Annotated in this window: 21 protein-coding genes; 11 read left to right on the top strand and 10 right to left on the bottom strand. The window is 70.3% G+C overall.

Annotated elements, in window-relative coordinates:
* Positions 1-325 precede the first annotated feature (325 nt).
* The gene (locus tag OG780_RS43870; protein WP_328443532.1) at positions 326-1,408 is read right to left on the bottom strand and encodes a protein kinase family protein; all 1,083 of its coding nucleotides are present in this window, start codon (positions 1,406-1,408) and stop codon (positions 326-328) included.
* A gap of 784 nt (positions 1,409-2,192) precedes the next feature.
* A complete protein-coding gene (locus OG780_RS43865; protein WP_328443534.1) occupies positions 2,193-2,720 on the bottom strand; it encodes an STM3941 family protein in 528 nt (175 codons plus the stop codon).
* 605 nt (positions 2,721-3,325) lie between these two features.
* Between OG780_RS43865 and OG780_RS43860 the strand changes: the two genes are divergently transcribed.
* A complete protein-coding gene (locus OG780_RS43860) occupies positions 3,326-4,570 on the top strand; it encodes an RNA-guided endonuclease InsQ/TnpB family protein (protein ID WP_328443535.1) in 1,245 nt (414 codons plus the stop codon).
* A gap of 145 nt (positions 4,571-4,715) precedes the next feature.
* On the opposite strand, the gene OG780_RS43855 is transcribed toward OG780_RS43860, so the two are convergent.
* From OG780_RS43855 to OG780_RS43845, 3 genes are all read right to left on the bottom strand, one after another.
* On the bottom strand, positions 4,716-5,156 hold the full coding sequence (locus tag OG780_RS43855; RefSeq protein WP_328443536.1) for a DoxX family protein: 441 nt from the start codon (positions 5,154-5,156) through the stop codon (positions 4,716-4,718).
* A gap of 170 nt (positions 5,157-5,326) precedes the next feature.
* Positions 5,327-6,103 carry an endonuclease/exonuclease/phosphatase family protein gene (locus OG780_RS43850; protein ID WP_328443537.1) on the bottom strand — a complete coding sequence of 259 codons (777 nt, stop codon included), beginning with the start codon at positions 6,101-6,103 and terminating at the stop codon, positions 5,327-5,329.
* A 286-nt stretch (positions 6,104-6,389) separates the two neighbouring features.
* Positions 6,390-7,337: a M28 family metallopeptidase gene (locus OG780_RS43845; protein ID WP_328443538.1), complete on the bottom strand. Its 948-nt coding sequence runs from the start codon at positions 7,335-7,337 to the stop codon at positions 6,390-6,392.
* 479 nt (positions 7,338-7,816) lie between these two features.
* Between OG780_RS43845 and OG780_RS43840 the strand changes: the two genes are divergently transcribed.
* The gene (locus OG780_RS43840; RefSeq protein WP_328443539.1) at positions 7,817-8,542 is read left to right on the top strand and encodes a dienelactone hydrolase family protein; all 726 of its coding nucleotides are present in this window, start codon (positions 7,817-7,819) and stop codon (positions 8,540-8,542) included.
* Between the two features lie 13 nt (positions 8,543-8,555).
* Here OG780_RS43840 and OG780_RS43835 read toward each other — a convergent pair whose 3' ends face one another.
* On the bottom strand, positions 8,556-9,803 hold the full coding sequence (locus OG780_RS43835; protein ID WP_328443540.1) for an RNA-guided endonuclease InsQ/TnpB family protein: 1,248 nt from the start codon (positions 9,801-9,803) through the stop codon (positions 8,556-8,558).
* Positions 9,804-9,825: 22 nt separating this feature from the next.
* Between OG780_RS43835 and tnpA the strand changes: the two genes are divergently transcribed.
* Together tnpA and OG780_RS43825 are read left to right on the top strand one after the other, a co-directional pair.
* Positions 9,826-10,254 (top strand): IS200/IS605 family transposase, encoded by a 429-nt coding sequence (gene tnpA / locus OG780_RS43830; RefSeq protein WP_328457808.1) that lies wholly within the window; start codon positions 9,826-9,828, stop codon positions 10,252-10,254.
* A 160-nt stretch (positions 10,255-10,414) separates the two neighbouring features.
* Complete coding sequence (locus OG780_RS43825; protein WP_328443541.1) at positions 10,415-11,539, top strand: LLM class flavin-dependent oxidoreductase; 1,125 nt, start codon at positions 10,415-10,417, stop codon at positions 11,537-11,539.
* A 261-nt stretch (positions 11,540-11,800) separates the two neighbouring features.
* On the opposite strand, the gene OG780_RS43820 is transcribed toward OG780_RS43825, so the two are convergent.
* Positions 11,801-12,493 (bottom strand): metal-dependent transcriptional regulator, encoded by a 693-nt coding sequence (locus OG780_RS43820; protein WP_328443543.1) that lies wholly within the window; start codon positions 12,491-12,493, stop codon positions 11,801-11,803.
* Between the two features lie 8 nt (positions 12,494-12,501).
* Entirely contained in the window at positions 12,502-13,035 is a 534-nt protein-coding gene (locus OG780_RS43815; protein WP_328443545.1) for a YbhB/YbcL family Raf kinase inhibitor-like protein, read from the bottom strand.
* Between the two features lie 155 nt (positions 13,036-13,190).
* Between OG780_RS43815 and OG780_RS43810 the strand changes: the two genes are divergently transcribed.
* A complete protein-coding gene (locus OG780_RS43810; RefSeq protein ID WP_328443547.1) occupies positions 13,191-13,889 on the top strand; it encodes a GntR family transcriptional regulator in 699 nt (232 codons plus the stop codon).
* Between the two features lie 156 nt (positions 13,890-14,045).
* Here the strand turns inward: OG780_RS43810 and OG780_RS43805 are convergent, their stop codons facing one another.
* Entirely contained in the window at positions 14,046-14,441 is a 396-nt protein-coding gene (locus OG780_RS43805) for a MerR family transcriptional regulator (protein ID WP_328443549.1), read from the bottom strand.
* Between the two features lie 69 nt (positions 14,442-14,510).
* Between OG780_RS43805 and OG780_RS43800 the strand changes: the two genes are divergently transcribed.
* The 3 genes from OG780_RS43800 to OG780_RS43790 all read left to right on the top strand — a co-directional run bounded on the left by OG780_RS43800 (position 14,511) and on the right by OG780_RS43790 (position 17,167).
* Positions 14,511-15,725: an MFS transporter gene (locus tag OG780_RS43800; protein ID WP_328443551.1), complete on the top strand. Its 1,215-nt coding sequence runs from the start codon at positions 14,511-14,513 to the stop codon at positions 15,723-15,725.
* Between the two features lie 267 nt (positions 15,726-15,992).
* Positions 15,993-16,454, top strand: coding sequence for an SRPBCC family protein (locus tag OG780_RS43795; RefSeq protein WP_328443553.1), 462 nt, complete (start codon positions 15,993-15,995; stop codon positions 16,452-16,454).
* A 125-nt stretch (positions 16,455-16,579) separates the two neighbouring features.
* Positions 16,580-17,167, top strand: coding sequence for a DUF4383 domain-containing protein (locus OG780_RS43790; RefSeq protein ID WP_328443555.1), 588 nt, complete (start codon positions 16,580-16,582; stop codon positions 17,165-17,167).
* A 39-nt stretch (positions 17,168-17,206) separates the two neighbouring features.
* Here OG780_RS43790 and OG780_RS43785 read toward each other — a convergent pair whose 3' ends face one another.
* The gene (locus OG780_RS43785) at positions 17,207-18,115 is read right to left on the bottom strand and encodes a helix-turn-helix transcriptional regulator (protein WP_328443557.1); all 909 of its coding nucleotides are present in this window, start codon (positions 18,113-18,115) and stop codon (positions 17,207-17,209) included.
* A 440-nt stretch (positions 18,116-18,555) separates the two neighbouring features.
* Between OG780_RS43785 and OG780_RS43780 the strand changes: the two genes are divergently transcribed.
* The 3 genes from OG780_RS43780 to OG780_RS43770 all read left to right on the top strand — a co-directional run bounded on the left by OG780_RS43780 (position 18,556) and on the right by OG780_RS43770 (position 22,025).
* On the top strand, positions 18,556-19,584 hold the full coding sequence (locus OG780_RS43780; RefSeq protein ID WP_328443559.1) for an alcohol dehydrogenase catalytic domain-containing protein: 1,029 nt from the start codon (positions 18,556-18,558) through the stop codon (positions 19,582-19,584).
* A gap of 39 nt (positions 19,585-19,623) precedes the next feature.
* The gene (locus tag OG780_RS43775; protein WP_328443561.1) at positions 19,624-20,475 is read left to right on the top strand and encodes an aldo/keto reductase; all 852 of its coding nucleotides are present in this window, start codon (positions 19,624-19,626) and stop codon (positions 20,473-20,475) included.
* A 317-nt stretch (positions 20,476-20,792) separates the two neighbouring features.
* Complete coding sequence (locus tag OG780_RS43770) at positions 20,793-22,025, top strand: M20 metallopeptidase family protein (RefSeq protein WP_328457810.1); 1,233 nt, start codon at positions 20,793-20,795, stop codon at positions 22,023-22,025.
* Positions 22,026-22,067 lie beyond the last annotated feature (42 nt).

The raw sequence follows: 22,067 nt of genomic DNA, 5'->3' as shown, positions 1-22,067 counted from the left end.
GACCGTGCGCCGCGCTCGTCCCGGACGTGCTGCTGCTCGGCCAAAGCCTCGGGCAGGCACTCCACGATCAGCAAGTGATCCATCAGCATGCGCAAGGCCGGTTCCGAATCCGTCCCGAACATTCCGGGACGGCGCAGGGCGAGATTCAACTGATCGGCGAGATACGCACGTATCTCGTCGGAGGCCGCAAACGATCGGGAAGCAGACACCCCGCAGTCTCCCGCACATGCCGCCGGATCGCGATCACGGGCCGGCGCCCGGCCGTTCTCCACCCGAGCCGAGTCCAGGCCGTCACCCGCTCCGCTCTCCGCTGAGCAACAGGCTCTCATTCCCCTGGCCTTGACGCGTCGGCCAGGGCCCGCCGGACTGCGGCCGCGGGGAAGGGAGTGTGCTTGCTCTGCGTGAGCAGTCGATGATGAAAGTCGTCCAGGACGATCGCGTGCGAGGCGTGACGGTCGATGATCGCGCCGATGTCGGCCGGGACGCCGTCGGGCCGATGGCCATCGACCCATTCGCGCAGGAAGGTCCCGTGTTCGGTGTCACCACGCACGTCGTCCGGCAGGTGGTGGCGAAGCAGGTGGTTCGGTGCGTAGGAGCGGTCGTACACGAGGTGATCGGCGAGGAAGGCCCGCTCCTCGGCCGAGAGTTCGAAGTCGCGGCTCACCGCGAGCCCGAAGTCCGCGAAGTACACCCGTCGGCCGTCCGTGAGCAGATTGGCGAAGTGCGTGTCGAAGTGGACCAGTCCGCGCGCGCTCATGAACTCCGTCCCCTGCAGCAGCGCGTTCTCGACCCACCGGTAGGGCGACTCGCCTGCCGGCTCGGACAGGGCCGCATCACGGTTCTTGCCGAGCCACTCGGCGAGCGTCTGTGGCACATGTTCCAGGAAGAGGACCAGGCTGAAGGAGGACCTTCCGATGGCTTCCAGCCGACGGCGCACGGCCGGCGAGCCCTCCCAACGCGCTACGGCTCCTTCAACGCCCCCGAGCTCGTCGACGAAGCCGGCCGGGGGACGGTCGGGCAGAACACGCCAGTGATGCAGCAGCGGGAAACCGGCGTACTCGTTCTTCAGTGCCCAGCCCGTCGTCATGAGGTGCGCGGCCAGCTCACGCCAGGCACCGAACCCCGCCGACCCCGCCCCGTACTGGTAGAAGAGAGGAAGCCCGAACACGTTGGCGGTCGACCTTGCGTTCTCCGGCTGCAGTTCGAGGTCCGTCAGCGGGACCCGCTTGACGAAGACGCGTATCCCCTCGACTTCCATCTCCGCCGACCTACCGCCGATGCCGGAGCCGAGACTTCGCGCGGCAGCCACCGCGTCCTCGAGCCGACGGTCGCTGAGCAGGGACAGCCGTGCTCCCACGGTCGCGTAAGCGGAAACTCGCGCGGCATGCGCCGGCCCGGTCACGTCCATCGGCGGCTCCTGCCTGACATCGGAACTGACTCTGTCGATCATGCCAGGGGTGAGTGACGCGACTCCGAAGTCGCCGCCACATGAATCCCTGACGAGCTCGGGGGTGTGGTCTCCTGCCAGCGACTGGGGGCTGCTGCCAGCACGGAGACGAGGGCGGTTGCCGGGCCCCGCGCGCTGATCGACCGATGCGTACCGCCGTTCCCGGGCATGCGCACGAGGCGGAACCGGTTGAGCATGCGAACGCGGCGGGCGGTCCGGTCGGAGCGGTGGGTGGCCGGTGGCCGGCAGGGCTGGATCGGCTGCCGACCTGGCGGCAACCGCCGTGGCCGTCGGTCCGGGTTCTGTCTCTTCGGCCGGCCCGGCTGTGGCTCTGGCATCGAAAAAGACCCTGTCCCGGACAACGCGGGACAGGGTCTTCACAGAGCGCCGGGCAGGCCTTGCACCTGCATTTCCCCGCAGGAAGCGGGGCGTCTTTCCTTGGACCACCAACGCATCACCGACCGGTGCGACTTCCGCCGTTCAGCTCAAGATCAATAATAGCAGTGCGACGCGCCGGGCTCCAGACCTGCGGAAACCTGCGGCAGAGTGCCACCGGGTCGGCTGGTGCGGTGGTGGTGCGGACCGTGGTCGCGGTCGCAGTCACGGTCGTGTGCGCGGGGCGGGTGGGATCGCGTCGTGGTTGCCGGCGACCTTCGCGGTGGTCTTGATGTGCGGGTTGCGGGCGGACCGGGTCCTGCCGCTGATGCCATCCGGTCCGCGGGCGGCGGTGTGCCGGCGGGTGCGCTCAGTGCTGTACCGCGAGTCCGGGGCGGTGACGCCGCATCGCGTCCAAGACCGCCTCGGGCGGCACCGGCAAGGTGTTGGTGGCCATGTTGGCGGGGCCGAAGCCGAGGCGTGCGTTCATGGACGCGGTGCTGCGGACGAGCTTGGGTGCTCGAGCCAGATAGGCGTCCGGATCGTGCAGCACCAACTCGATGAACCACTGCGAGGTGTTACGTACCCGCTGCTCGCGTATCCGCACGGCGGCTATCTCGTCCCAGCCGAACCGGCCCAGCCTCACGTGGTCCACTCCCGCGTCGTCCAGCACCAGCTCCGGTCGGCCGCGGAGCAGGCGCTGGATGATGACCACCGAGCAGAAACCGAAGAAGGGCACGGCCAGCGCCCCCGCCACGGTCATCTTCATGGTGCTGTGGGCGACCAGGAAACCAACGCCCAGAGCGACGAAGACCAGAGAGCCGGCCAGCATGGCCCACACACGTCTCTTGGCGAGCGGATAGACCGTCGGGGGCAGCGGAACGCCGTTTCTGATCACGGGCTCAGACGATAGGACCAGAGCCCTCGTCAGCGGAAGTCTTCTTGCGGGCCGTCTGGTGCCACCGACGTAGGGCTCGCCCGGGAGTTGGAGCCGAACCTCCCGCATGTCGACCCGGCAGCCCTGGTGACGCCCGCCGAACAGGCCGAGTTCGCGTGAGGGTCGGCGCCGTCGGCTTGCAGCAGCGTCCGGGGAACACGCCTGCCCCACCTTCGCGGCCCGTGGCACGCGACAGCATCAGCACGTCGGGACAACGCCGTTGCGGTGACATCGTCTGCCACCTCGTTTCCTTGCAGGGTGCCCCGGCCTTCAGGCCGGGGGTGAATGCGAGCCCCTGCGGAGCAGGGCAGGGGCAGAGGAATCGCCGTCAGGGCGATTCCTCGTCGCTTTGACGGTGTCGAGGGCGATCTCGAGCGGGTGCGGGATCTCGGCGTCGAGGGGCCGCCGGTCGGCGACCGGTTGAGCTGAGCGGTGAGCCGGGCGTGGAGTTCTTTAGGGATGCGAGGCGTGAATGTGAGCATTCCGCTGTTATCGCGTTATTACGCTATTACCGTGGCGGCATAGTGAAGTTCCGTATGTACCCCACGTGCGCGCAGGAGCGGCAGATGTTGCTGCACTGTGCGCATGCCCGGTACGTGTGGAACCTGGCGGTCGAACAGCATGCGCACTGGCGCAGGTGGCGCAGAGCCGCGCCCGGTTTTGCCGAGCAGTGCCGACAACTCACCGAGGCCCGGCGCGACAATGAGTGGCTGGCGGCCGGGAACGCGGACGTTCAGCAGCAGGCCCTGAAGGACTTCGCCCAGGCCAGGAACGCCCGCTTTACGTCCGGGTTCGGTGAGCCGACCTGGCGCAAGAAGTTCGTGCACGAGGGCTTCCGGGTCATCGGCACCGACCGCGTCCCGGAGTTCGAGGCGGACGGTTCACCGAAGCTGAACGCGAAGACCGGCAAGCAGGTCATGGCCCGCTCGGTCGTCGTACAGAAACTGAACCGCCGGTGGGCTCGGGTCAAGGTGCCCGGCTGCGGCTGGGTCCGCTTCCGCCTCACCCGGACCGCACTGCCCGCCGCGAAGACGTTCCGCGTCACCTTGCGCAACGGCCGGTGGCACATCGCCTTCGCGGTCATCCCCGCACCGGTCGAAGCGCCCGGCACGGGCGAGGTCATCGGTATCGACCGGGGCGTGAACATCACCGCCGCCCTCTCCGATGGGCGGAAGCTGAACTGTCCGCAGCTCACGGTGAAGGAACGTGCGCAGGTCCGTAAACACCAGCGGCGTGCCGCTCGCGCCCCGAAGGCAAGCGAGCACAAGAGTGCCGAGTACGCCAAGGCGGCCAGGCTCAAAGCGCGTGAAGCCGACCGGCGCAAGGACTGGTGCGAGAAGACCAGCACGATGCTGGCCCGCACCTATGGCCTGGTGCGGTTCGAGAAGCTGAACATCAAGAACATGACCCGCTCGGCCAGGGGAACCGCCGAGCAGCCCGGCAAGCAGGTCAGGCAGAAGGCCGGCCTGAACCGGGCGATCCTGGCCCAGGGCTGGGGCCTGCTCCGACAGCGCACCGGGCACAAGGCACCCGGCCGGGTCGAAGACGTCCCCGCCCCCTACACCAGTCTGCGCTGCAGTGCCTGCGGTTGGATCGACAAGAACTCGCGCAAGAGCCAAGCCGAGTTCGTCTGCTCCTCCTGCGGCTTCACCTGCAACGCCGACACCAACGCAGCAGTCAACGTCGCGGCAGGACAGGGCGGGATCCCCCGCCCCCGGCGCTCAGCCGGTGCCGGAGGGACGACACCGCCCGAACAGCGGTCGAGCGTCCGTGAACCCCAACCCAGCCGGGTTGGAATCCCCCTCTTTTAAGAGGGGGAGGATGTCAACCTGAGGACGAGCAGCCGCCCTTCGTCCAAGCTCATGCCCGCGAGCAGGGCGACCTTCTCGCGGCGAAGGCCGGTGCCCCCCGCGATCGGTGCGAGGGCCGCTTTCCGTCACCGGCCCGCCGGGCCGCTCAGACCGCGTCGAGGCCGGCTGTGTCCCGGACGGTTCCCTTGCGCTGGGCCAGAGCGGACAGGGACAGGGCGCCGGGTCCGAAGAAGACCAGGAGCAGGAACGCCCAGCAGAACAGCACGGGCGACAGGCCGCCGTTCTGCAGGGGGAAGAGGCCGTCCTTCTGGTGCTCGGTGAAGTAGGCGAAGGCCATGGCCCCCGAGCTGAGGAACGCGGCGCTGCGCGTCGCGGCTCCCAGGAGTACGAGAACACCGCAGAGCAGTTCGATGACCCCGGCGTACCAGAACGGCCAATCGCCCACGGGGCTGCTTTCCCGCCCCAGTATCCCGAAGAGCGTGGCAGCGCCCTCGCTGGCGAAGAGCAGGCCGAGGACGATACGGAACAGACCGAGGACGAGAGGCTGGTGGCTCGACAGCCGGTCGCTCAGGCGTGGGGCGCTCATGGGTGCGTACTCCTTGGATCGGTCGGGTGCGTACCCGGGTGGCATGAGGGGCCGGGCTTGTGCGAGAACCCGTCCCCTTTTTCCTCTACGTGTTTTCCTCTACGTGTTTTCTCTACGTGCGCGCGGGATCGTCGGTTCAGTGCGGCGTCCTGCCGTTTTCCGCCCCCATGTCACTTCGAGCGGATCAGCTGTGCCCGCACGCCGTAGTGGTCGGACAGGTAGGCCTGGCGGCCGTCGGCCAGTGTCGCCTTGTCCTGGAACACGAGGTCGGCGTCGCCGGTCAGTGTCTCCCCGGCCGCGGCGCGGACCAGTACGTGGTCCAGGGCCGGCGGCGACGGCCATCGAGGTGTGGGCCGATAGGTCGGACGCGTGTCGCCGGCGAGGATGTCGCGCAGCCCCGCTGCGGCGACGAAGTCGGCGAGTGGCGCCGCGTCGCGCGGGACGTTCAGGTCACCGACCACGGCGACGGGCAGGGACGGGCCGACGGTCGCGATCAGCTCGGTGAGCCGGGCCAGTTCGGCAGCCGCGATCCGCGTGTAGCGGTTCGCGGGGGACCAGTCGTCGTCGCGGTTGGCCGACAGGTGGGTGTTCACGACCACCAGTTCGCCGTCCGGGGTGGTGACGGACGCCAGCAGGGCGCCCTTGCGCATGAAGAATTCGCCGCGCACCGGGCCCGTCATCGGGTACGGCACGAACCGCCATCGGCTGATCGGCCACCGGGACAGCAGCACCAGGCCACCCTTGAGCAGGACCGTGCCCGAGCAGGCGACGTGCCGGTACGCGGGAGCGGCACGGCGGATCAGCCGGGCGTTGCGGCGGAACATGACCTCCTGCAGGCAGACGATGTCGTAGTCGGAACGGTCGAGTGCCGCGCCGAGGGCGCGCAGCCGGGCCGGGACATCGCCGGTGAAGAGGGTGTTCATGGTCAGCAGTCGCAGGGCCTTCACGAACTTGTCGCCTTCCGTCCGGTGGCCGCCTGTCGGGCTGTGCGGGGAGCCGCACCGCCGTGCGGGGAGCGGCTCATGCCCGTGCGGGGGGCCGCGGCGTTGATCGTACTGTCGCCCGTCACCCGTGCCCGCCGAAGTCCGGGGCCGTGGCTGGGCACTGCCGCGCGAGCCGGCAGAGCGCGGGCAGGGGCCGGCGGCCTCTGCCCGCGCTCGCGGGACAACGCTCGCAGGTCATCCGTGCGGGGGCCGTCGGCCCCCGCACGGATGACCTGCGGTCACAGCGGGTCTAGGCCGACAGCCCCCACACCGCGTACGCGAGCGCGTCCGCGTTCCGGTCCAGCGCCGTGTCGTTGATGTTCGACGACTTGTCGCACGAGGAGTGGTAGCAGGCGTCGAAGGCCTTGCCCGCGGTGCCGCCCCACTTGGCGGCCTGGGCGGAGGTCTTGATGTAGTCGGCGCCGCTGAACAGGCCGCCGACAGGGATGCCCGCGTTCTTGAAGGGCGCGTGGTCCGAGCGTCCGTCGCCCTCGGTCTCGATCTCCGTGGCGACGCCGATCCCGGTGAAGTACGTCTTGAAGGTCTTCTCGATGGTCGCGTCGTCGTCGTAGACGAAGTAGCCCGGGTTCGGCGAGCCGATCATGTCGAAGTTCAGGTAGCCGCTGATCTTCGAACGGTTCGCGGTGGTGAGGCTGTTGACGTAGTAGCGCGAACCCACCATGCCCAGTTCCTCCGCGCCCCACCAGGCGAACCGGAGGTGCTTGGTGGGCTGGTAGCCGGCCCGGGCCACGGCGAGTGCCGTCTCCAGCACGGCCGCCGAACCGGAGCCGTTGTCGTTGATGCCGGGGCCCGCGGTCACGCTGTCCAGGTGGGAGCCGGCCATGACGACCTTGCCGGTGTCGCCGCCGGGCCAGTCGGCGATCAGGTTGTAGCCGGTGCTGCCGCTGGAGGTGAACTGCTGGACGGTCGTGGTGAACCCAGCCGCGTCCAGCTTGGCCTTGACGTAGTCGAGGGAGGCCTTGTAGCCGGTGCGGCCGTGCGCGCGGTTGCCGCCGTTGGCGGTGGCGATGGACTGGAGCTGGGTGAGGTGGGCCTTGACGTTGGCCACGGGGAGGTCGGGCGCGGCGGCCGCTGCCGTGGGGGCGGGGGCCGCCCCGGCTATGGAACCGCCGGTGAGCAGCACGGCGGCCGAGACGACAGCGGTCGCCGAGGCACGCCCAGGAATGGAGAGCTTCATGTGGGGGGCTCCGAATTCCAGGAAATCCCGGCGGAGTTCTCACGAGGGGTGCGTGAGGTGTCCGGGGATTCCACGGTGAATGGGGTGCCTGGATGGTGAAGGTGGGACTGACTCACCGTCAAGAGTGGTATTCGGTCACGTGCGTTCGCATACCGGATACTCCCCCGGGTGCCGGTTCCGTCCGCCGCGAGTACGGGGCCGCCGCCCGGCGCCGGCAGCCGGCGGACCGGCCCTGGCCCCTTTGCCCGGACCCGCCGTGCTTGTCGTGTCCGCGCGGCGACGGCATCCGGCCACGGAGCCTCGACAAAATCCCGTTGGCGAACCACGGCGACCGTTGCTACTCTCCGGGAGGCCGTGCGAGAGAACGAGGAGGTGGTACCCGTGAACGCAGTATCGACATGGGTGCTCCCCTCCGGGGCCACGGTCGGGCGATAGGTCGTCCGGGAGCGCCGCTTTGAGCCCTCCCGAAAGGCACGACCGTGCACTTCATTTCCGAACAGCGCCTCGACGACGGCGTCCTCGAGCGCGAATTCACCCTCGGCGACATCCCCGGCACCCTGTGGACACCTGAGTCCGCCGTTCCGGCCCCGCTGGTCCTGATGGCCCACAACAACGGCCTGCCCAAGGCGGAACCCCGGCTGGTGGCCCGGGCCCGGTACACCGCGGCGCGCGGCTACGCGGTGGCCACCATCGACGCCGTCGGGTGCGGTGACCGTCCCCGTTCCGCCGCCGCCGAGCAGGCCCGTGCCGACCTCCGGCGGGCGATGCAGGCCGGCGAGCCGGTCGACGAGATCTTCGAGTCCTTCATCGGCCCGCTGGTCGAAAACGCGGTCCCGGAATGGCGGACCACTCTGGACGCCCTTCTTGAGCTGCCCGAGATCGGCGGCCCGGTCGGCTACTCCGGGGGGTGGACCGCCCTCGGGATCCGCCTCGCGGTGGCCGAGCCGCGCATCGCGGCCGCGGGCTTCTTCGCCGGGGGGTACGTGCCCCGCGCCCAGCGCGAGGAGGCCCGGCAGGTCACCATTCCGCTGCTGTTCCTGCTGCAGTGGGACGACCAGGGCAATCCCCGGCAGCGGGCCCTGGACCTGTTCGACGCCTTCGGCAGCAAGGAGAAGACGCTGCACGCCAATCTGGGCGGGCACACCGGCACCCCGTGGTTCGAGCTGGAGGACGGGTGCCGGTTCCTGGACCGGCACCTGAATTGACATCCTCCCGGTCCTAAAGGGCCAGGATTCCTACTGCGGTCGGCTGACCGTCTCGGCGGGTTGCTGCTTCATCGCGCGGTGCCGGGACGGATCCCGGGCTTACCTGCGCTCCACGGCCGTTTACGGTCTCCGCCTGTCCGGCGGCGACCTTGCGTCCTTCGGTCTTGATGTTGATCGCGGCGTTCACGTCGCGGTCGTGGACGGTCCCGCAGCCCTGGCACGTCCACTCGCGGACGTTCAGCGGCTTGGGGCCGTCCTTGAAGCCGCAGGCGGAGCAGAGCCGGGAGGACGGGAAGAACCGGTCCACGCGGGCGAAGACCCGCCCGTACCGTGCCGTCTTGTACTCCAGCATGCTCACGAACGCCGACCATCCGGCGTCGTGCACCGACTTGGCCAGGCGCGTGCGGGCGAGACCCTTCACCGCGAGGTCCTCGACGTACACCGCTTGGTTCTCGCGGACGATCGTCGTGGACAGCTTGTGGTGGAAGTCCCTGCGTGCGTTCGCCGCGTGCGCGTGAGCGCGGGCGATCTTGACGACGGCTTTCCTGCGGTTGTTCGAGCCCTTCGTTTTGCGGGCGAGGTTCTGCTGCGCCTTCCTCAGCTTGCGCTCGGCGCGGCGGAAGAACTTCGGCGCGCTCACCTTCCGGCCGTCGGAGAGGACCGCGAAGTGGGTGAGGCCGAGGTCGATGCCCACCTCGTCGGCGGTCGTCGGCATGCGGTCCAGGTCGGCGGCCGGGTCGGTCTCCACGACGAAGCTCGCGAAGTACCGGCCCGCCGCGTCCTTGGTCACGGTCACCGTGGACGGCGTGGAGGGCAGAGACCGGGACCATGTGACCGGGATGTCGCCGATCTTGGGCAGGCGCAGACGGCCACCTGGTGTGATCTTCCAGCCGGCGTTGGCGGTGAAGCGGATCGTCTGCCGGTTGTCGCGCCTGGACTTGAAGCGGGGTGCGCCCATGCGAGGGCGCTTGCCCTTGAGGCCGTCGAAGAAGTTCTTGTACGCGATATCCAGGTCCCGGAGGGACTGCTGGAGGACCACCGAGGACACCTCGCCGAGCCAGGCCCGGGGCTCGGTCTTCTTCGAGGCGGTGAGCCGCTTGGACAGTTCGGCCGAGGTCACGAACGGTAGTCCGGCCTTGCGGGCGTCCTCGCGGATTCGCAGGGCGTCGTTGTACACCACCCGCACACAGCCGAACGCCTGGGCCAGCGCGGTGCGCTGACCTGGCGTCGGGCTGATGCGGAAGTTGTACCGGAGCTGCATGACCGAACCCTACCGTTGGTCTATGTCACCGCGATGGGAACCTGATCCTGATATCCGCCGGGGTCGAACAGTCGTCTACAACCTGCACGCCCATTTGGTGTTCGTCACCAGATACCGGCGGAAGGTCATGGACGACGCAATGCTCCGCACCTGCGAGGAAGCCATGCGTAAAGTCTGCGAGGACTTCGGCGCGGAACTGAAGGAGTTCAACGGCGAAACCGACCACGTACACCTGCTCGTGCACTATCCGCCGAAGGTCGCTCTGTCCGGCCTGGTGAACTCCCTCAAGGGCGTCAGCTCCCGGCGGCTGCGCGCCGAGTACACGGGGCGGGTGAACCGCGCCGTCATGCACGGCCGTTTCTGGTCGCCCTCATACTTCGCCGGCTCATGCGGTGGAGCCCCGCTGCAAGTGGTCAAGGACTACATCGCGCAGCAGAAGCGACCGGACTGACCGACCCGCCGCCGTGAGGCGATTCACCCCCGGCCTGAAGGCTGGGGCACTCTGCAAGGAAACGAGGTGGAACATCCCACGATCGTCAGCCGCGGTGGTGCGGGTCAGCAGGTGTCGAGGGTTGACCTTCGCATCGGTGTGATGGTTGTGCAATCGAGTCATGGAGAGGGACTTGGACAGGGACTCGACGGGCCCCGGATCGTTTCGGCTCGGCCTGGCCCTGGAGGGCACGGGCTGGCACCCCGCCTCGTGGCTTCTCTCGTCGGTGACGGATGCCGAAGAGGTCTTCAGCGGCGGCTACTGGACGGACTGGGGGCGCGCGGCCGCGTCGGGCGGCATCGACTTCGTCACGCTCGAGGACGGCCTGAGCCTGCAGACCGACCGGTTCGGCACCGCCGACCAGGCCCGTGACCGGGTGCGCGGCAGACTCGATCCCGTCGTCACCGCGGCACTCCTGCTGGCGACGACGGACATCGGCGAGGTGGTGGTCTCGCGCAACGTGACGCACACCAACCCGTTCCACGTCGCCGCCCAGATGGCGTCCTTGGCGGCCATCGGGCCGGGCCGGGTGACGTGGCGGCCGCAGGTCTCCGCCGACGCGCGCGATGCCGCGGTGGTCGGGGGCTCGGCGACGCCCCGGCTGCGGCCCGAGGACGTGTACGTCCCGACCCGCATCGCGCGCCGGCTCCGGGATCTGTTTCGTGACGCCGAGGACTACGTGCGAACGGTGCGCGAGCTGTGGCGGACGTTTCCCGCCGAGAGCCTGGGCTCCGGGGACACGTTCCTGCACCGGGACATGGTCGCCCCGCTGCGGCTCACCGGGACGGAAAGGTACCCGGCGGCCGGCCCGCTGACCGTCCCGGCGCTGAGCACCCCGAAGGTCGCGGTGCTCGCCCACCATGCCCTGGAGCCGTACCGGCTCGCCGCCGCCGTCGCGGACCGGGTCTTCGTGACTCCCTCTCAGGAGCACCCTGTCTCCTCGCTCCTGACGGCGTTCCGGGAGATCGAGAGGCTGACGCCGGACGCCGGCGAAACCGAGGTGTACGCGGACGTGGCGGTGGTCCTGGGCGACACCGACGAGCACGCGAAGGCCAGGCTGGCCCGGCTGGACGAAGCCGCCGGTTTCGCCTGGGCACCGGACACGCACGTGTTCGTCGGAACCACGGACCACCTCGGCCGGGAACTCGCCCGCTGGCGCGAACAGTTCGGCCTGCGCGGGGTCCGGCTGCGCCCCGCGGTGCTCTCGGACGACGGCGACAGGATCGTCCGGGAGCTCGTCCGGTGAGGAACCTGCCTCAGTGGGTGCTTTCCAACCCGGTGCGTCGAGTGATCACGGGTCCTGCTTGTGAGTGCATTTGCTGTCCAGAACGCTCTCGCCCCCGACGAGGTCCCGGCAGTCCTGGGAGAACTGGCCAGCCGTCACGTGCGGAGCAGGCTCGTGCACGCGTTCCGCTGAATCAGGTGGACGGCCCTGGACCACGATCGTGGTCGAGGGCCGTCCGCTTGCGCGCAAGGGCCTTACGGCCTGGCCGGCGCCCGGCTGGGCTCAGCGCTTGGCCACGAAGACATGCGCGGCGGCCTGCGTGGGGAGTTCCGCAGTCTCCCCGTCGCTGCCGACCATCACGCCGCCGGGCGAGGACGTCACGCTCACGACCACGCCGGGCTGCACCCCGGCGTGCCGCAGGGTGTACATCAGCCGAGGGTTGGTCTGGATCAGCTCCCTGATGCACCGTACGGTCGCGCTCGTGCCGTTCGGACCGGGCTCAAGGTCGCTGAGGCTGACCATGCTCTCGCCGGGGAACGGATCCACGGTGCTCTTCCCGCCGAGTTCCTCCAGGCCCGGGATCGGGTTGCCGTAGGGCGACTTGGTCGGGTGCCGCAGCAGCTCAAAGACGCGGCGTTCGACGGCCTCGCTCATCACGTGCTCCCAGCGACAGGCTTCGGCGTGGGCCCGCTCCCACTCCAGCCCGATCATGTCGACGAGCAGGCACTCCGCGAGCCGGTGCTTGCGCATCACGCGCGTGGCGATCCGCCGGCCCTCCCCGGTCAGCTCCAGGTGCCGGTCGTCGGCGACGTGCAGCAGACCCTTGCGCTCCATGCGGGCGACGGTCTGGCTGACGGTGGGGCCGCTCTGGTCCAGGCGCTCGGCGATGCGGGCGCGCAGGGGGACCACACTTTCTTCCTCGAGCTCCAGGATCGTGCGGAGATACATCTGAGTGGTGTCGATGAGTGGGGACATGCTGTTCGTCAGGCGGGGGTTTCGGCAGTGGCGGTCAGGACCGCGCGGCCGAGGATGTGGCCGGCCATGGTGAAGCCGAGGACGGCGGGGGTGGTCTCGGCCGGGACGCCGATGGAGGCTACGTCGAGGGCGTGCACCACGGTGAAGTAGCGGTGCGGGCCGTGCCCGGCCGGCGGGGCGGCGCCGATGAAGCGGGCCGCACGGGCGTCGTTGGGCAGTTGGAAGGCGCCCTCGGGCAGGCCCGAGCCGGCGTCGTCGCCGGCGCCCTCGGGCAGCTCGGTGACGGTGGCGGGGACGTCGGCGACCGCCCAGTGCCAGAACCCTGACCCGGTGGGGGCGTCGGGGTCGTAGACGGTGACGGCGTAGCTCTTGGTGCCTTCCGGGGCGCCGCTCCAGGACAGTTGGGGGGAGACGTCCTTCCCGCCGGGGACGCCGGAGGAGTGCTGCTCGGGTGACCATGCGGCGCCGTCGGTGACGGTGGTGCTGGTGACGGTGAAGGAGGCCGCCTCGGGGAGGCGGGCGAAGGGGTCGTTGGCGCTCATCGCGTCGTTCCTTTCAGGCCGTGCCGTGGGTGGCGGTGATGCGGCCGGCGGGGCCCACGGCGTCGTGTAGAGGCACCGCCACCGCCTTTCACCGGCCGCTGGATCGACCATAACACTAATAATCGATTATTCACTGGATCATCTATGCTGGAGGCATGACTCAGACGGCCCACACCTCGACCTCACCGGGGAAGCAGATGCTCTCCGAGCAGGTCTACGCACACCTGCGGGACGCGATCATGCGCGGCGCCTACGCCCCCCGTGACGCCCTCAAACCGCAGGACCTCGCCAAGGAACAGGGCGTGAGCCTGGCCGTCGTGCGCGAGGCGCTCGTGCGACTGGTCGGCGAGGGCCTCGCCGACCGGCTGCCCAACCGCGGCTTCGCCGTCCCGGACTGCTCCGACCGCCGCTGGCAGGAGATCGCGGAGGCCCGCCGGACCATCGAACCGGTGGTGCTGCGCATGTCCATCGAGCGCGGCGACGTCGACTGGGAGTCCCGCGTACGAGCCGCCCACCACCGCCTGGCCCGCACCCCGGCGTACGAGCCGGAGGAGGGCGAGTACTACAGCGGCGCATGGTCCGAAGCCCACCGGGTCTTCCACCGCACCCTGCTGGAGGGCTGCGGCAACCCCGTCCTGCTGGAGACCTTCGACCGGACGTGGACCGCCAGCGAACTGGCTCGCCGCTGGTCGGCGCACCGCGTCCCCGACCGGGACCACGCCGGCGAGCACCGCCGGCTGGAGGAGGCGGCGCTGGCCCGCGACGCCGACACCGCGGCCGAGGTACTGACCCGGCACCTCACCCAGACCGCGGCTGGACTGACCGGCCGCACCCTCCGCGAACCCGCGAAGTGAGCCTGATGCGCCTCGCGATGACCGACGTCATAAGCAGACGCCTCGCCCGTGAATCCACCCCGAACCGGCGCGACACCTGACTTCGAACCAAACACCATCGCCAGGACAAAGCACTCTTTCAGGCACAGCACGGTTGATCAGGCGCCGCGCAGCTGATCAGGCGCTGCCCATCTGACCGGGTGCGGCCGGGGCGCGGTGGCGTTCCACCTCGGCCAGGTACTCGGTCATCGCGTTCCGGTTGCGGGTGAGCACCTCGATCCGGTCGGTGAGCTTGTCCCGCTCCGAGGTCAGCAGCGCCAGCATCTCCGGGGTCGCGTCCGGGAAGTGGATGGATCTGGGCTTGTCCAGGCACGGCAGGATCTGCTTGATGAGCCGGGTCGACAATCCTGCGGCCAGCAGCCCGCGTATCTGCTTCACCCGGTCCGCGTACCGCTCGTCGTAGTCACGGTATCCGTTGGTCGACCGGTCCGGCACGATCAGGCCCTGCTCCTCGTAATAGCGCAGCAGGCGCCGGGACACCCCCGTCACACGGGACAGTTCACCGATCCGCACACGCCGGAGACTAGCCGCCCGGGTCCGGGCTTGACCATCACATGAGTGTGAGGGTTTCACGATCGGTGCATGACGACCACAACAGTCTCCGCGACAAGACGTGATGTCCTGCCCTGGTCCGCGCTGCTGGCACTGGGCACCGCGGTGTTCATCACCAGCCTGACCGAGACCCTCCCGGCGGGCGTCCTCCCGCAGATGTCCTCCGCTCTCGGCGTCAGCTCCGGTGCGGCGGGCCAGAGCGTCACCGTGTACGCCACCGGTACCGCCCTCACCGCCATACCGCTGGCCGCCGCCACGGCGGGAATCCGGCGCAAGCCGTTGCTGCTGGGCGCCATGGCCGTCTTCCTGGTCGCGAACACGCTCACCGCCGCCGCGCCCGGCTACGCGGTCCTGCTCCTCTCACGGTTCCTCGCCGGCGTCGCCGCCGGACTCGCGTGGGCACTCCTCGCCGGATACGCGCGGCGCATCGCGCCTCCCGGCCAGGAAGGGCGGGCCATCGCGATCGCGATGACCGGGATCCCCCTGGCGCTGTCGCTGGGTGTTCCCGCCGGGACGCTGATCGGGCAGCAGATCGGATGGCGCGTGTCCTTCGCCGCCGTCTCGGTGCTCACTCTCGCCGTCCTCGGGTGGATCACGTTCAGCGTTCCCGCCATCAGCCAGGCGGCGACCACAGCCGACAGGCCGAAGCCGACCACCCGGCAGACGCTCCGGGTCCCCGGGGTCGGTGCCGTCATGGTCGTCGTCGTGACCTTCGTCCTCGGCCACACCGTCATCTACGCGTACATCGCGCCGTACCTGTGGCATGCCGGCCTCGGCACCGCGGCGGACGCGATCCTGCTGGCCTTCGGCATCGCCTGCCTGGCCGGCATCTGGTACACCGGCCGCCACATCGACCGTCGTCCTCGCGGGCTCGCGCTGACCGCCGCGACGCTGTTCACCCTCGCCACGGCCGCCTTCGCCGCCACCACGGCGCAGGCCGTCGTCTGGGTCGCGGCCGTCGTGTGGGGGCTGGGATGGGGCGCCGCGCCCACGCTCCTTCAGACCGCGGCCGGTCATGCCGGGATACGGCGCGGTCCGGCCGTCGCCGACACCGCGCAGGCCATCCTCGTGACCTTGTGGAACGCGGCCATGGCACTCGGCGGCGTCATCGGCGGCCTGCTCCTGCAGCGGGTCGGCGTCACCGCCGACGCCGTCGCCGCGGCAGGGCTCGGAGCCCTCAGCCTGACCGTGATCACACTCGCGCGAAAGCACGCCTTCGCGCCGGCGGAGCGGGACGCGCCGTGACACGCGAACGCGCCACTGCCGGTTGAGGGCGCCGCCGTGCCGACGGTCAGGTTCGCCCCCAGAGGTGCCTGCGGTGCGCTGACGATGCATGAAGCCGGACGCACCCCTTCGTCGAGCGGCGTATCGCTGTCCAACCGCCCCCGGAAAAGCCCGCCGCTGCGTCGCGCGACCCATCCGCTGCATCCGCTCCGCGTTCCCATCGGGAATCCGGGTGGGTCCCCCGCATTCCTGACGTCAGCCGCTGCGGCTCCGTGAAAGGCACGTTCCATGGTCGAAGTCGAACGCACGCTCACCCTGCACCACCCTCTGCCGGACGTGGTGGCCTACCTGGCCGACTTCTCACACGCGCAGGAATGGGACCCGGGCACGGTGAGCTGCCGTCCGGCCAGAGCCGGCGCCCCCGTCGCCAAGGGCGCCGAATGGCTCAACGTCTCGACGTTCCGCGGACGGCGCACCGAACTCCGCTACCGACTGGTTCGGCTCGAGGACCTGCGCCTGACCTTCGTCGGACGCAATCGCACCGCCACCTCCACGGACGACCTGACCTTCCGCGAGGAGAACGGCGCCACCCTTCTCACCTATCGGGCGCGTATCGACTTCCACGGCCTGGCCCGGCTGGCCTCTCCGTTCCTGCGCGGGGAGTTCGAGCGCCTGGGGGATGGGGTGGCCCGCCGGATGCCGCAAGCGGTGGGCAGTCACTTCGGCTCCGGCGGGGGCTCGACGGGCTGATCCCGTCACTGCGGGCAGGGGGTGCAACCGTCCGGCGTCTTTCGGTGGAACAAGGGGGTGAAACGTTGGAAAAGGGGCCGCTGTCGCGGGCTCCCTGCCCGTACCGGTATGCGAAGGGACGAGCGATGAAGCTCCAGGACGAACTGCCCGTCGACCATCAACTGGGCGCCGTGTACCGATGGGGCGCCGCCTTCTGCGGCGTGGTCCTGCTCGTCTTCGGCGTTCTCGGCTTCGCCGACGCGCTCAGTCCCTTCGACACCGCCGGGCAGAGCATCGCGGGCATGTCGACCAACGGCGCCCTCAGCCTGATCTCCGTGCTGGTCGGCCTGGCCCTGATCACCGGCGGCGTCATCGGCGGGAACGTCGCCTCCACGCTCAACATGACGGTGGGAACCCTGTTCCTGCTCAGCGGATTCGTCCACATCTTCATCCTCGACCGGCCCGCCAACCTCCTCGATTTCGGCATGACGAACGTCGTCTTCAGCTTCGTCATGGGGCTGGTGATCCTGACGTTCGGCATGTACGGGCGGGTGTCGAGCAAGCTGCCGCACGACAATCCGTACTGGCAGCGCCGTCACCCCCGCGAGGCCGCCGAGGAGTCTCTCGCCCGGCGCAGGCAGCCGGCTCCCGCGGGAACACTGCCGGCCGGTACCCGCCGGACCGCCGCCCTGCGGGGGCCGACCGGGTCTCCCGGCCCGCGAGACAGCCGCTGAGAGATGCCGCGGGGGCGCGGGTCGTGTGCGGGTGACGGCTTACGGTCGCCGGCCGGTGGTGTCCGGGGAGTGTGCGAGGCGATCCGCCGGCTGCGGCGCGGTCATGTCGAGCAGGAGCAGGGCGTCGTGGTCGGGGCTGCCGGGTTCGGCGGTGTAGACGCCGATGCGCTGGCCGGGGGTGCCTTCCACGTGCAGGGACTGGAAGGTGAGGGTGAGCGTGCCGACCTGGGGGTGCCGGAACGTCTTGTGGGCGGGTTTGCGTCCGGTCACCTCGTAGCGTTCCCACAGGCCGGCGAAGTCGGGGCTCTTGAGGAGGAGTTCGCCGACGAGGTTGGTCAGGTCGGGGGCGTCGGGGGCGGTGCCGGCGATCGCGCGCAGGCGGGCGACGCAGGCGGTGATCTGCCGGTCCCAGTCGGGAAAGAGGCCGCGGGCCACCGGGTGCAGGAACAGGTAGCGGGCGAGGTTGCGGTGCTTGGCGGGCCAGTCGTCCAGGCCCGGGTAGAGGGCGAGGCCGCCGGGGTTCCAGGCGAGCAGGTCCATGCTGCGGCTGATGACGTAGGCCGGGTTGGGGCGCAGGGATTCGAGCAGCAGCTTGAGGTGGGGGCGCACGGTGCGGCTGGGGGCGGGCGGGGGTTCGGGGGCGTAGCGGGCGGCCCGGGCGGCGAGCTCGCGCAGGTGCTGGTGTTCCTGGTCGTCCATGTGCAGGGCGCGGGCGAGGGAGTCGAGGACGGCGGGGCTGGGGCGGGTCTCCTTGCCGCGCTCAAGGCGTACGTAGTAGTCGATGCTGATGCCGGCGAGGGTGGCCAGTTCCTCGCGGCGCAGGCCGGGGGTGCGGCGGATGCCGGTGCCGACGGTGAGGCCGACGTGTGCGGGGCTGGTCTGGGTGCGGCGGGCGCGCAGGTAGCGGCCCAGCTCGGCGCCCTCGCTGTGCGCGCTCTCGGATGCCATGTCTCCAGTCTCACCCGCTCGGTACCCGCCGTACGGGCGGCAGGGGGGCCCTGTCGTTACCCCCGAAGAGCCCGCCCTGCCACACCGGCGTGATCGGGGCGAAGGTGAAGGGGCAGGACGCCGGCCCCTCGCGCCGGCCACCGCGGGGCAGGTCCTGCCGGGCCGGGTGAGCGTGGGGGTGCCGGGCGACGCCACGACGCGAAGAGGGCGAGATGGGCCACAGCAAGCTGCGTGACCCGGAGGTTCACCAAGCGCCTGGCCCGGCGTCGAGGAGAACACCTCCGCCGGCGCCATCACACCGACCGGCGAGCAGCCCGGCCGGATCGGCGGCCTGCCGCCCGCCGCCGGCGACACCCACCACACCGAGACCCGGGCGCGGATGTTCGGACGCTGACCGTCCGCGCCCCTGGGCACGACCCCCGTTTGGAGCAGCACCCCTCATGCGCGCAGCAGTGATGTACGGAGCCGGAGACGTCCGCGTCGAGGACCGGCCCGACCCGAAGATCGTGAACCCCAGCGACGCGGTGGTCCGCACGGTGGCCGCGTGCGTGTGCGGCAGCGACCTGTGGCCCTACCGGTCGATGCCCGCCACCGGCACCGGACGCCCCATGGGGCACGAGTTCCTCGGCGTCGTCGAGGAGACCGGCGCGGACGTCACCGGCCTGAAGGCGGGGGACCTGGTCGTCGCCCCGTTCACCTACAGCGACAACACCTGCGACTACTGCGCCAAGGGCCTGCACATCTCGTGCCGCAACGGCGGCCGGTACGGCTTCGACGGCGTCGACGGGGGCCAGGGCGAAGCCGTCCGCGTCCCGTACGCGGACGGCACCCTGGTGAGGCTGCCGGTGGCCGCCGACTCCGCGCTGCTGCCCTCTTTGCTGGCACTGTCGGACGTGATGACCACCGGCCACCACGGCGCGGTCACCGCCGGTGTCGGCCGCGGTGATGCGGTGCTGGTCGTCGGGGACGGCGCGGTCGGCCTGTGCGCGGTGATCGCCGCCAGGCGGCTCGGCGCCGAGCGGATCGTGCTCGCCGGCCGCCACACGGCGCGTACCGGCCTGGGCCGCGACTTCGGCGCCACCGACGTCGTCGCCGAGCGCGGCGAGGAGGGCATCGCCCGCATCCGTGAGCTGACCGGCGGCGTGGACAAGGTGATCGAGGCCGTCGGCACCCGTCAGGCCCTGGACACCGCGCTCGGTGCGGTCCTGGACGGCGGCACCATCAGCCGTCTCGGTGTGCCGCAGTACGAGCAGGGGCCGATCGGACCGGTGGAGTTCATGCGCAACATCACCCTGACCGGCGGTGCCAGCCCCGCCCGCGCCTACATCGGGCAGCTGCTGCCCGACGTCCTGGACGGCACGATCACCCCCGGCCGCGTCTTCGACCAGACCTTCAGCCTCGACCGGACGCCGGACGCCTACCGGGCCATGGCCGACCGCCGGGTGCTCAAGGCCCTCGTACGCCCCTGACCCCCACTCCCCTCCCCCGCACCGCGAAGGACACCACTCATGCAGGACGTGACCTTGAACAACGGCGTCACGATGCCGCTCCTGGGTTTCGGCGTCTACCAGATCCCCGCCGAGGACACCGAGCGCGCCGTCTTCGACGCCCTCGCGGCCGGCTACCGCCTGCTGGACACCGCCGCCGCCTACGGCAACGAGGAAGCCGTCGGCCGTGCCGTCAAGTCCAGTGGCATCGCCCGCCAGGACCTGTTCGTCACCACCAAGCTGTGGGTCCAGGACGCCCCGGCCGAGGACAACACCCGCCGCGCGTTCGAGACGTCGCTGAACAGGCTGGGCCTCGACCACCTCGACCTGTACCTGATGCACCAGCCCTTCGGCGACGTCTACGGCCAGTGGCGGGCCATGGAAGCCCTGAATCGCGAGGGCGGCGCCAAGGCGATCGGTGTCGCCAACTTCTACCCCGACCGGCTGCTCGACCTGATCGTCAACAACGAGATCGTGCCCGCGGTCAACCAGGTCGAGACCCACCCGTTCTTCCAGCGCGCCGACTACCAGGACCTGATGCGCGAGCACGGGGTGCAGATCCAGTCCTGGGGCGGTTTCGCCGAGGGCCGCAACGACCTGTTCACCAACCCGCTGCTGACCGGAATCGGCAAGGAGTACGGCAAGTCGGCCGCGCAGGTCGTGCTGCGCTGGCTGACCCAGCGCGGCGTCGCCGCCATCCCCAAGTCGGTGCGCGCCGAGCGCATGGCGGAGAACTTCGACGTCTTCGACTTCCGGCTCACCGACGAGCAGATGGCACGGATCGCCACGCTCGACACCGGCGCCTCGCTGTTCTTCGACCACCACGACCCGAAGATCGTCACCTGGCTCGCGGGGCGGCGCCTGGACTCCTGAACCGCTTTCGCTCCCGGGCGGGCGGGGCGGCGGGCTGTCGCCCCGCCGTCCGCCCGCTGCCGGATCACTCCGCGAAGGGCGCGGGGGCGCGGGGGCGCATCGTCCGAGGAGCATCGGCCTCATCGCGGCGATGTCCCTCGGTGTGGTTATCCCCACCGCCAAGGGGTGGCCCACCGGATGGGCAATGGCATCGGTGCGCGGCGATCGTGTGTCCCAGAAGACGACTTGAGTCAAAGGGGGCAGCAGTGGATCGTCCCGTAGAGCACGCTCTCGCGCGCCGCGCGTTATTGGCCGGCACAGCGGCAGCCGGTGCGGGAATGGTGTGGGGAGGCAGGGGGAAGGCCGTCGCGGGTGGATGGAGAGGGCCGGTGAAGCAGGCGGCGGTGGCCGCCGAGGCGGCGCGTCTGGACCGCGTGCTGATTCAGCTGCGGCGGGACTTCCATCGGCACCCTGAGGCACCGGGGCACGAACAGCGCACGGCCGCTGTGGTGGCCCGGGAGCTGCGGGCGGCGGGGCTGGACGTCGCCACCGGAGTGGGCGGCCACGGAGTCGTCGGGGTCCTGCGGGGCTCGCGTGCGGGCCGGACCGTTGCCTACCGGGCGGACATGGACGCGGTTCCGCCCCAGGACATCGTCGGAGGAGGTCCCGCGCCGGCCCATCTCTGCGGACACGACGTCCACACCACGGTGGGTATCGGCGTCGCGCGGGTCCTGGCGCGGCTGCGTCAGCAATTGAGCGGAACGGTGGTTTTCCTCTTCCAGCCTGCCGAGGAGACGCTGTCCGGAGCCCGCGCGCTGATCGACTCAGGTGTGCTGGAGCGCGAGGGCGTCGAGGAAATCCATGCGCTGCACTGCGGGCCGTTCCCGGTCGGCCGGTTCGCCGTGACTCCGGGCTATGGGATGCCGGGCCAGGACAAGGCGGAAGTGACCCTCTGCGGGCCGGACGCACTCGATGCCGCGCGGCGCCTGGCTGTCGATATCGGCGCGCTCGCAACCGTGGCTCTGCCACGGACCCCGGCGGACCTGGAGCGGATCATCGCTGCCGCCCAGATGCCCGACGGGCCGCTGGCCCGGTTCGTAGCCCTCCGGGCCTCGGCGCAGGAGGCCAAGGTGAGCGTGTCCTATCGCTGCTGGCCCCAGGAGCGATATGCGGAGGTGCGCGAAAGCATTCGGCGAGCGGCCATGCCCTATGCGGGGGCCGGGGTGCGCTTCCCCGCTGAGCCGTTCCCGGCCATGGTCTGCCCGGAACGCGACGCCCGCCTGCTCGCCCGCCACCTGCGCCGCACCGCCGGCCAGGACAAGGTCATCGAGCTCTGGGCCGCCTTCCCGCCCTTCAGCGGCGAGGACTTCGCCCTCTTCCTGGACCGGCTCCCCGGTACGTACACCTTCCTCGGTGTCCATACCCCTGGCACACCCATTACAGCGAGCTATCCGCACTACCCGGACTTCTTTCCGGACGAGCGCGCCATCGGCGTCGGCGTGCGGGCGATGGCGGGCTGGCTCGCAAAGCGCACCCACGAAGCGCGGGGCCTGCCAGGCGGACCCGGCTAGCGCGGGCCGGCTGCCCTGCCGGCATTGCCGTCACGCCTACGC

It is taken from the genome of Streptomyces sp. NBC_00386, from assembly GCF_036063235.1.
Taxonomy (GTDB): Bacteria; Actinomycetota; Actinomycetes; order Streptomycetales; family Streptomycetaceae; genus Streptomyces.
This window is presented reverse-complemented; position numbering and strand designations above follow the sequence as displayed.

Excerpts from the sequence above, each read along its gene's own strand:
- OG780_RS43790 (WP_328443555.1), top strand. The coding sequence starts at position 16,580 with ATGAAGCTCCAGGACGAACTGCCCGTCGACCATCAACTGGGCGCCGTG.
- OG780_RS43795 (WP_328443553.1), top strand. The coding sequence starts at position 15,993 with ATGGTCGAAGTCGAACGCACGCTCACCCTGCACCACCCTCTGCCGGAC.
- OG780_RS43770 (WP_328457810.1), top strand. The coding sequence starts at position 20,793 with ATGGTGTGGGGAGGCAGGGGGAAGGCCGTCGCGGGTGGATGGAGAGGG.
- OG780_RS43775 (WP_328443561.1), top strand. The coding sequence starts at position 19,624 with ATGCAGGACGTGACCTTGAACAACGGCGTCACGATGCCGCTCCTGGGT.
- OG780_RS43810 (WP_328443547.1), top strand. The coding sequence starts at position 13,191 with ATGACTCAGACGGCCCACACCTCGACCTCACCGGGGAAGCAGATGCTC.
- OG780_RS43870 (WP_328443532.1), bottom strand. The coding sequence starts at position 1,408 with ATGGACGTGACCGGGCCGGCGCATGCCGCGCGAGTTTCCGCTTACGCG.
- OG780_RS43800 (WP_328443551.1), top strand. The coding sequence starts at position 14,511 with ATGACGACCACAACAGTCTCCGCGACAAGACGTGATGTCCTGCCCTGG.
- OG780_RS43815 (WP_328443545.1), bottom strand. The coding sequence starts at position 13,035 with ATGAGCGCCAACGACCCCTTCGCCCGCCTCCCCGAGGCGGCCTCCTTC.
- OG780_RS43860 (WP_328443535.1), top strand. The coding sequence starts at position 3,326 with ATGTTGCTGCACTGTGCGCATGCCCGGTACGTGTGGAACCTGGCGGTC.
- OG780_RS43785 (WP_328443557.1), bottom strand. The coding sequence starts at position 18,115 with ATGGCATCCGAGAGCGCGCACAGCGAGGGCGCCGAGCTGGGCCGCTAC.
- OG780_RS43780 (WP_328443559.1), top strand. The coding sequence starts at position 18,556 with ATGCGCGCAGCAGTGATGTACGGAGCCGGAGACGTCCGCGTCGAGGAC.
- OG780_RS43855 (WP_328443536.1), bottom strand. The coding sequence starts at position 5,156 with ATGAGCGCCCCACGCCTGAGCGACCGGCTGTCGAGCCACCAGCCTCTC.
- tnpA (WP_328457808.1), top strand. The coding sequence starts at position 9,826 with ATGTCACCGCGATGGGAACCTGATCCTGATATCCGCCGGGGTCGAACA.
- OG780_RS43835 (WP_328443540.1), bottom strand. The coding sequence starts at position 9,803 with ATGCAGCTCCGGTACAACTTCCGCATCAGCCCGACGCCAGGTCAGCGC.
- OG780_RS43820 (WP_328443543.1), bottom strand. The coding sequence starts at position 12,493 with ATGTCCCCACTCATCGACACCACTCAGATGTATCTCCGCACGATCCTG.
- OG780_RS43825 (WP_328443541.1), top strand. The coding sequence starts at position 10,415 with ATGGAGAGGGACTTGGACAGGGACTCGACGGGCCCCGGATCGTTTCGG.
- OG780_RS43845 (WP_328443538.1), bottom strand. The coding sequence starts at position 7,337 with ATGAAGCTCTCCATTCCTGGGCGTGCCTCGGCGACCGCTGTCGTCTCG.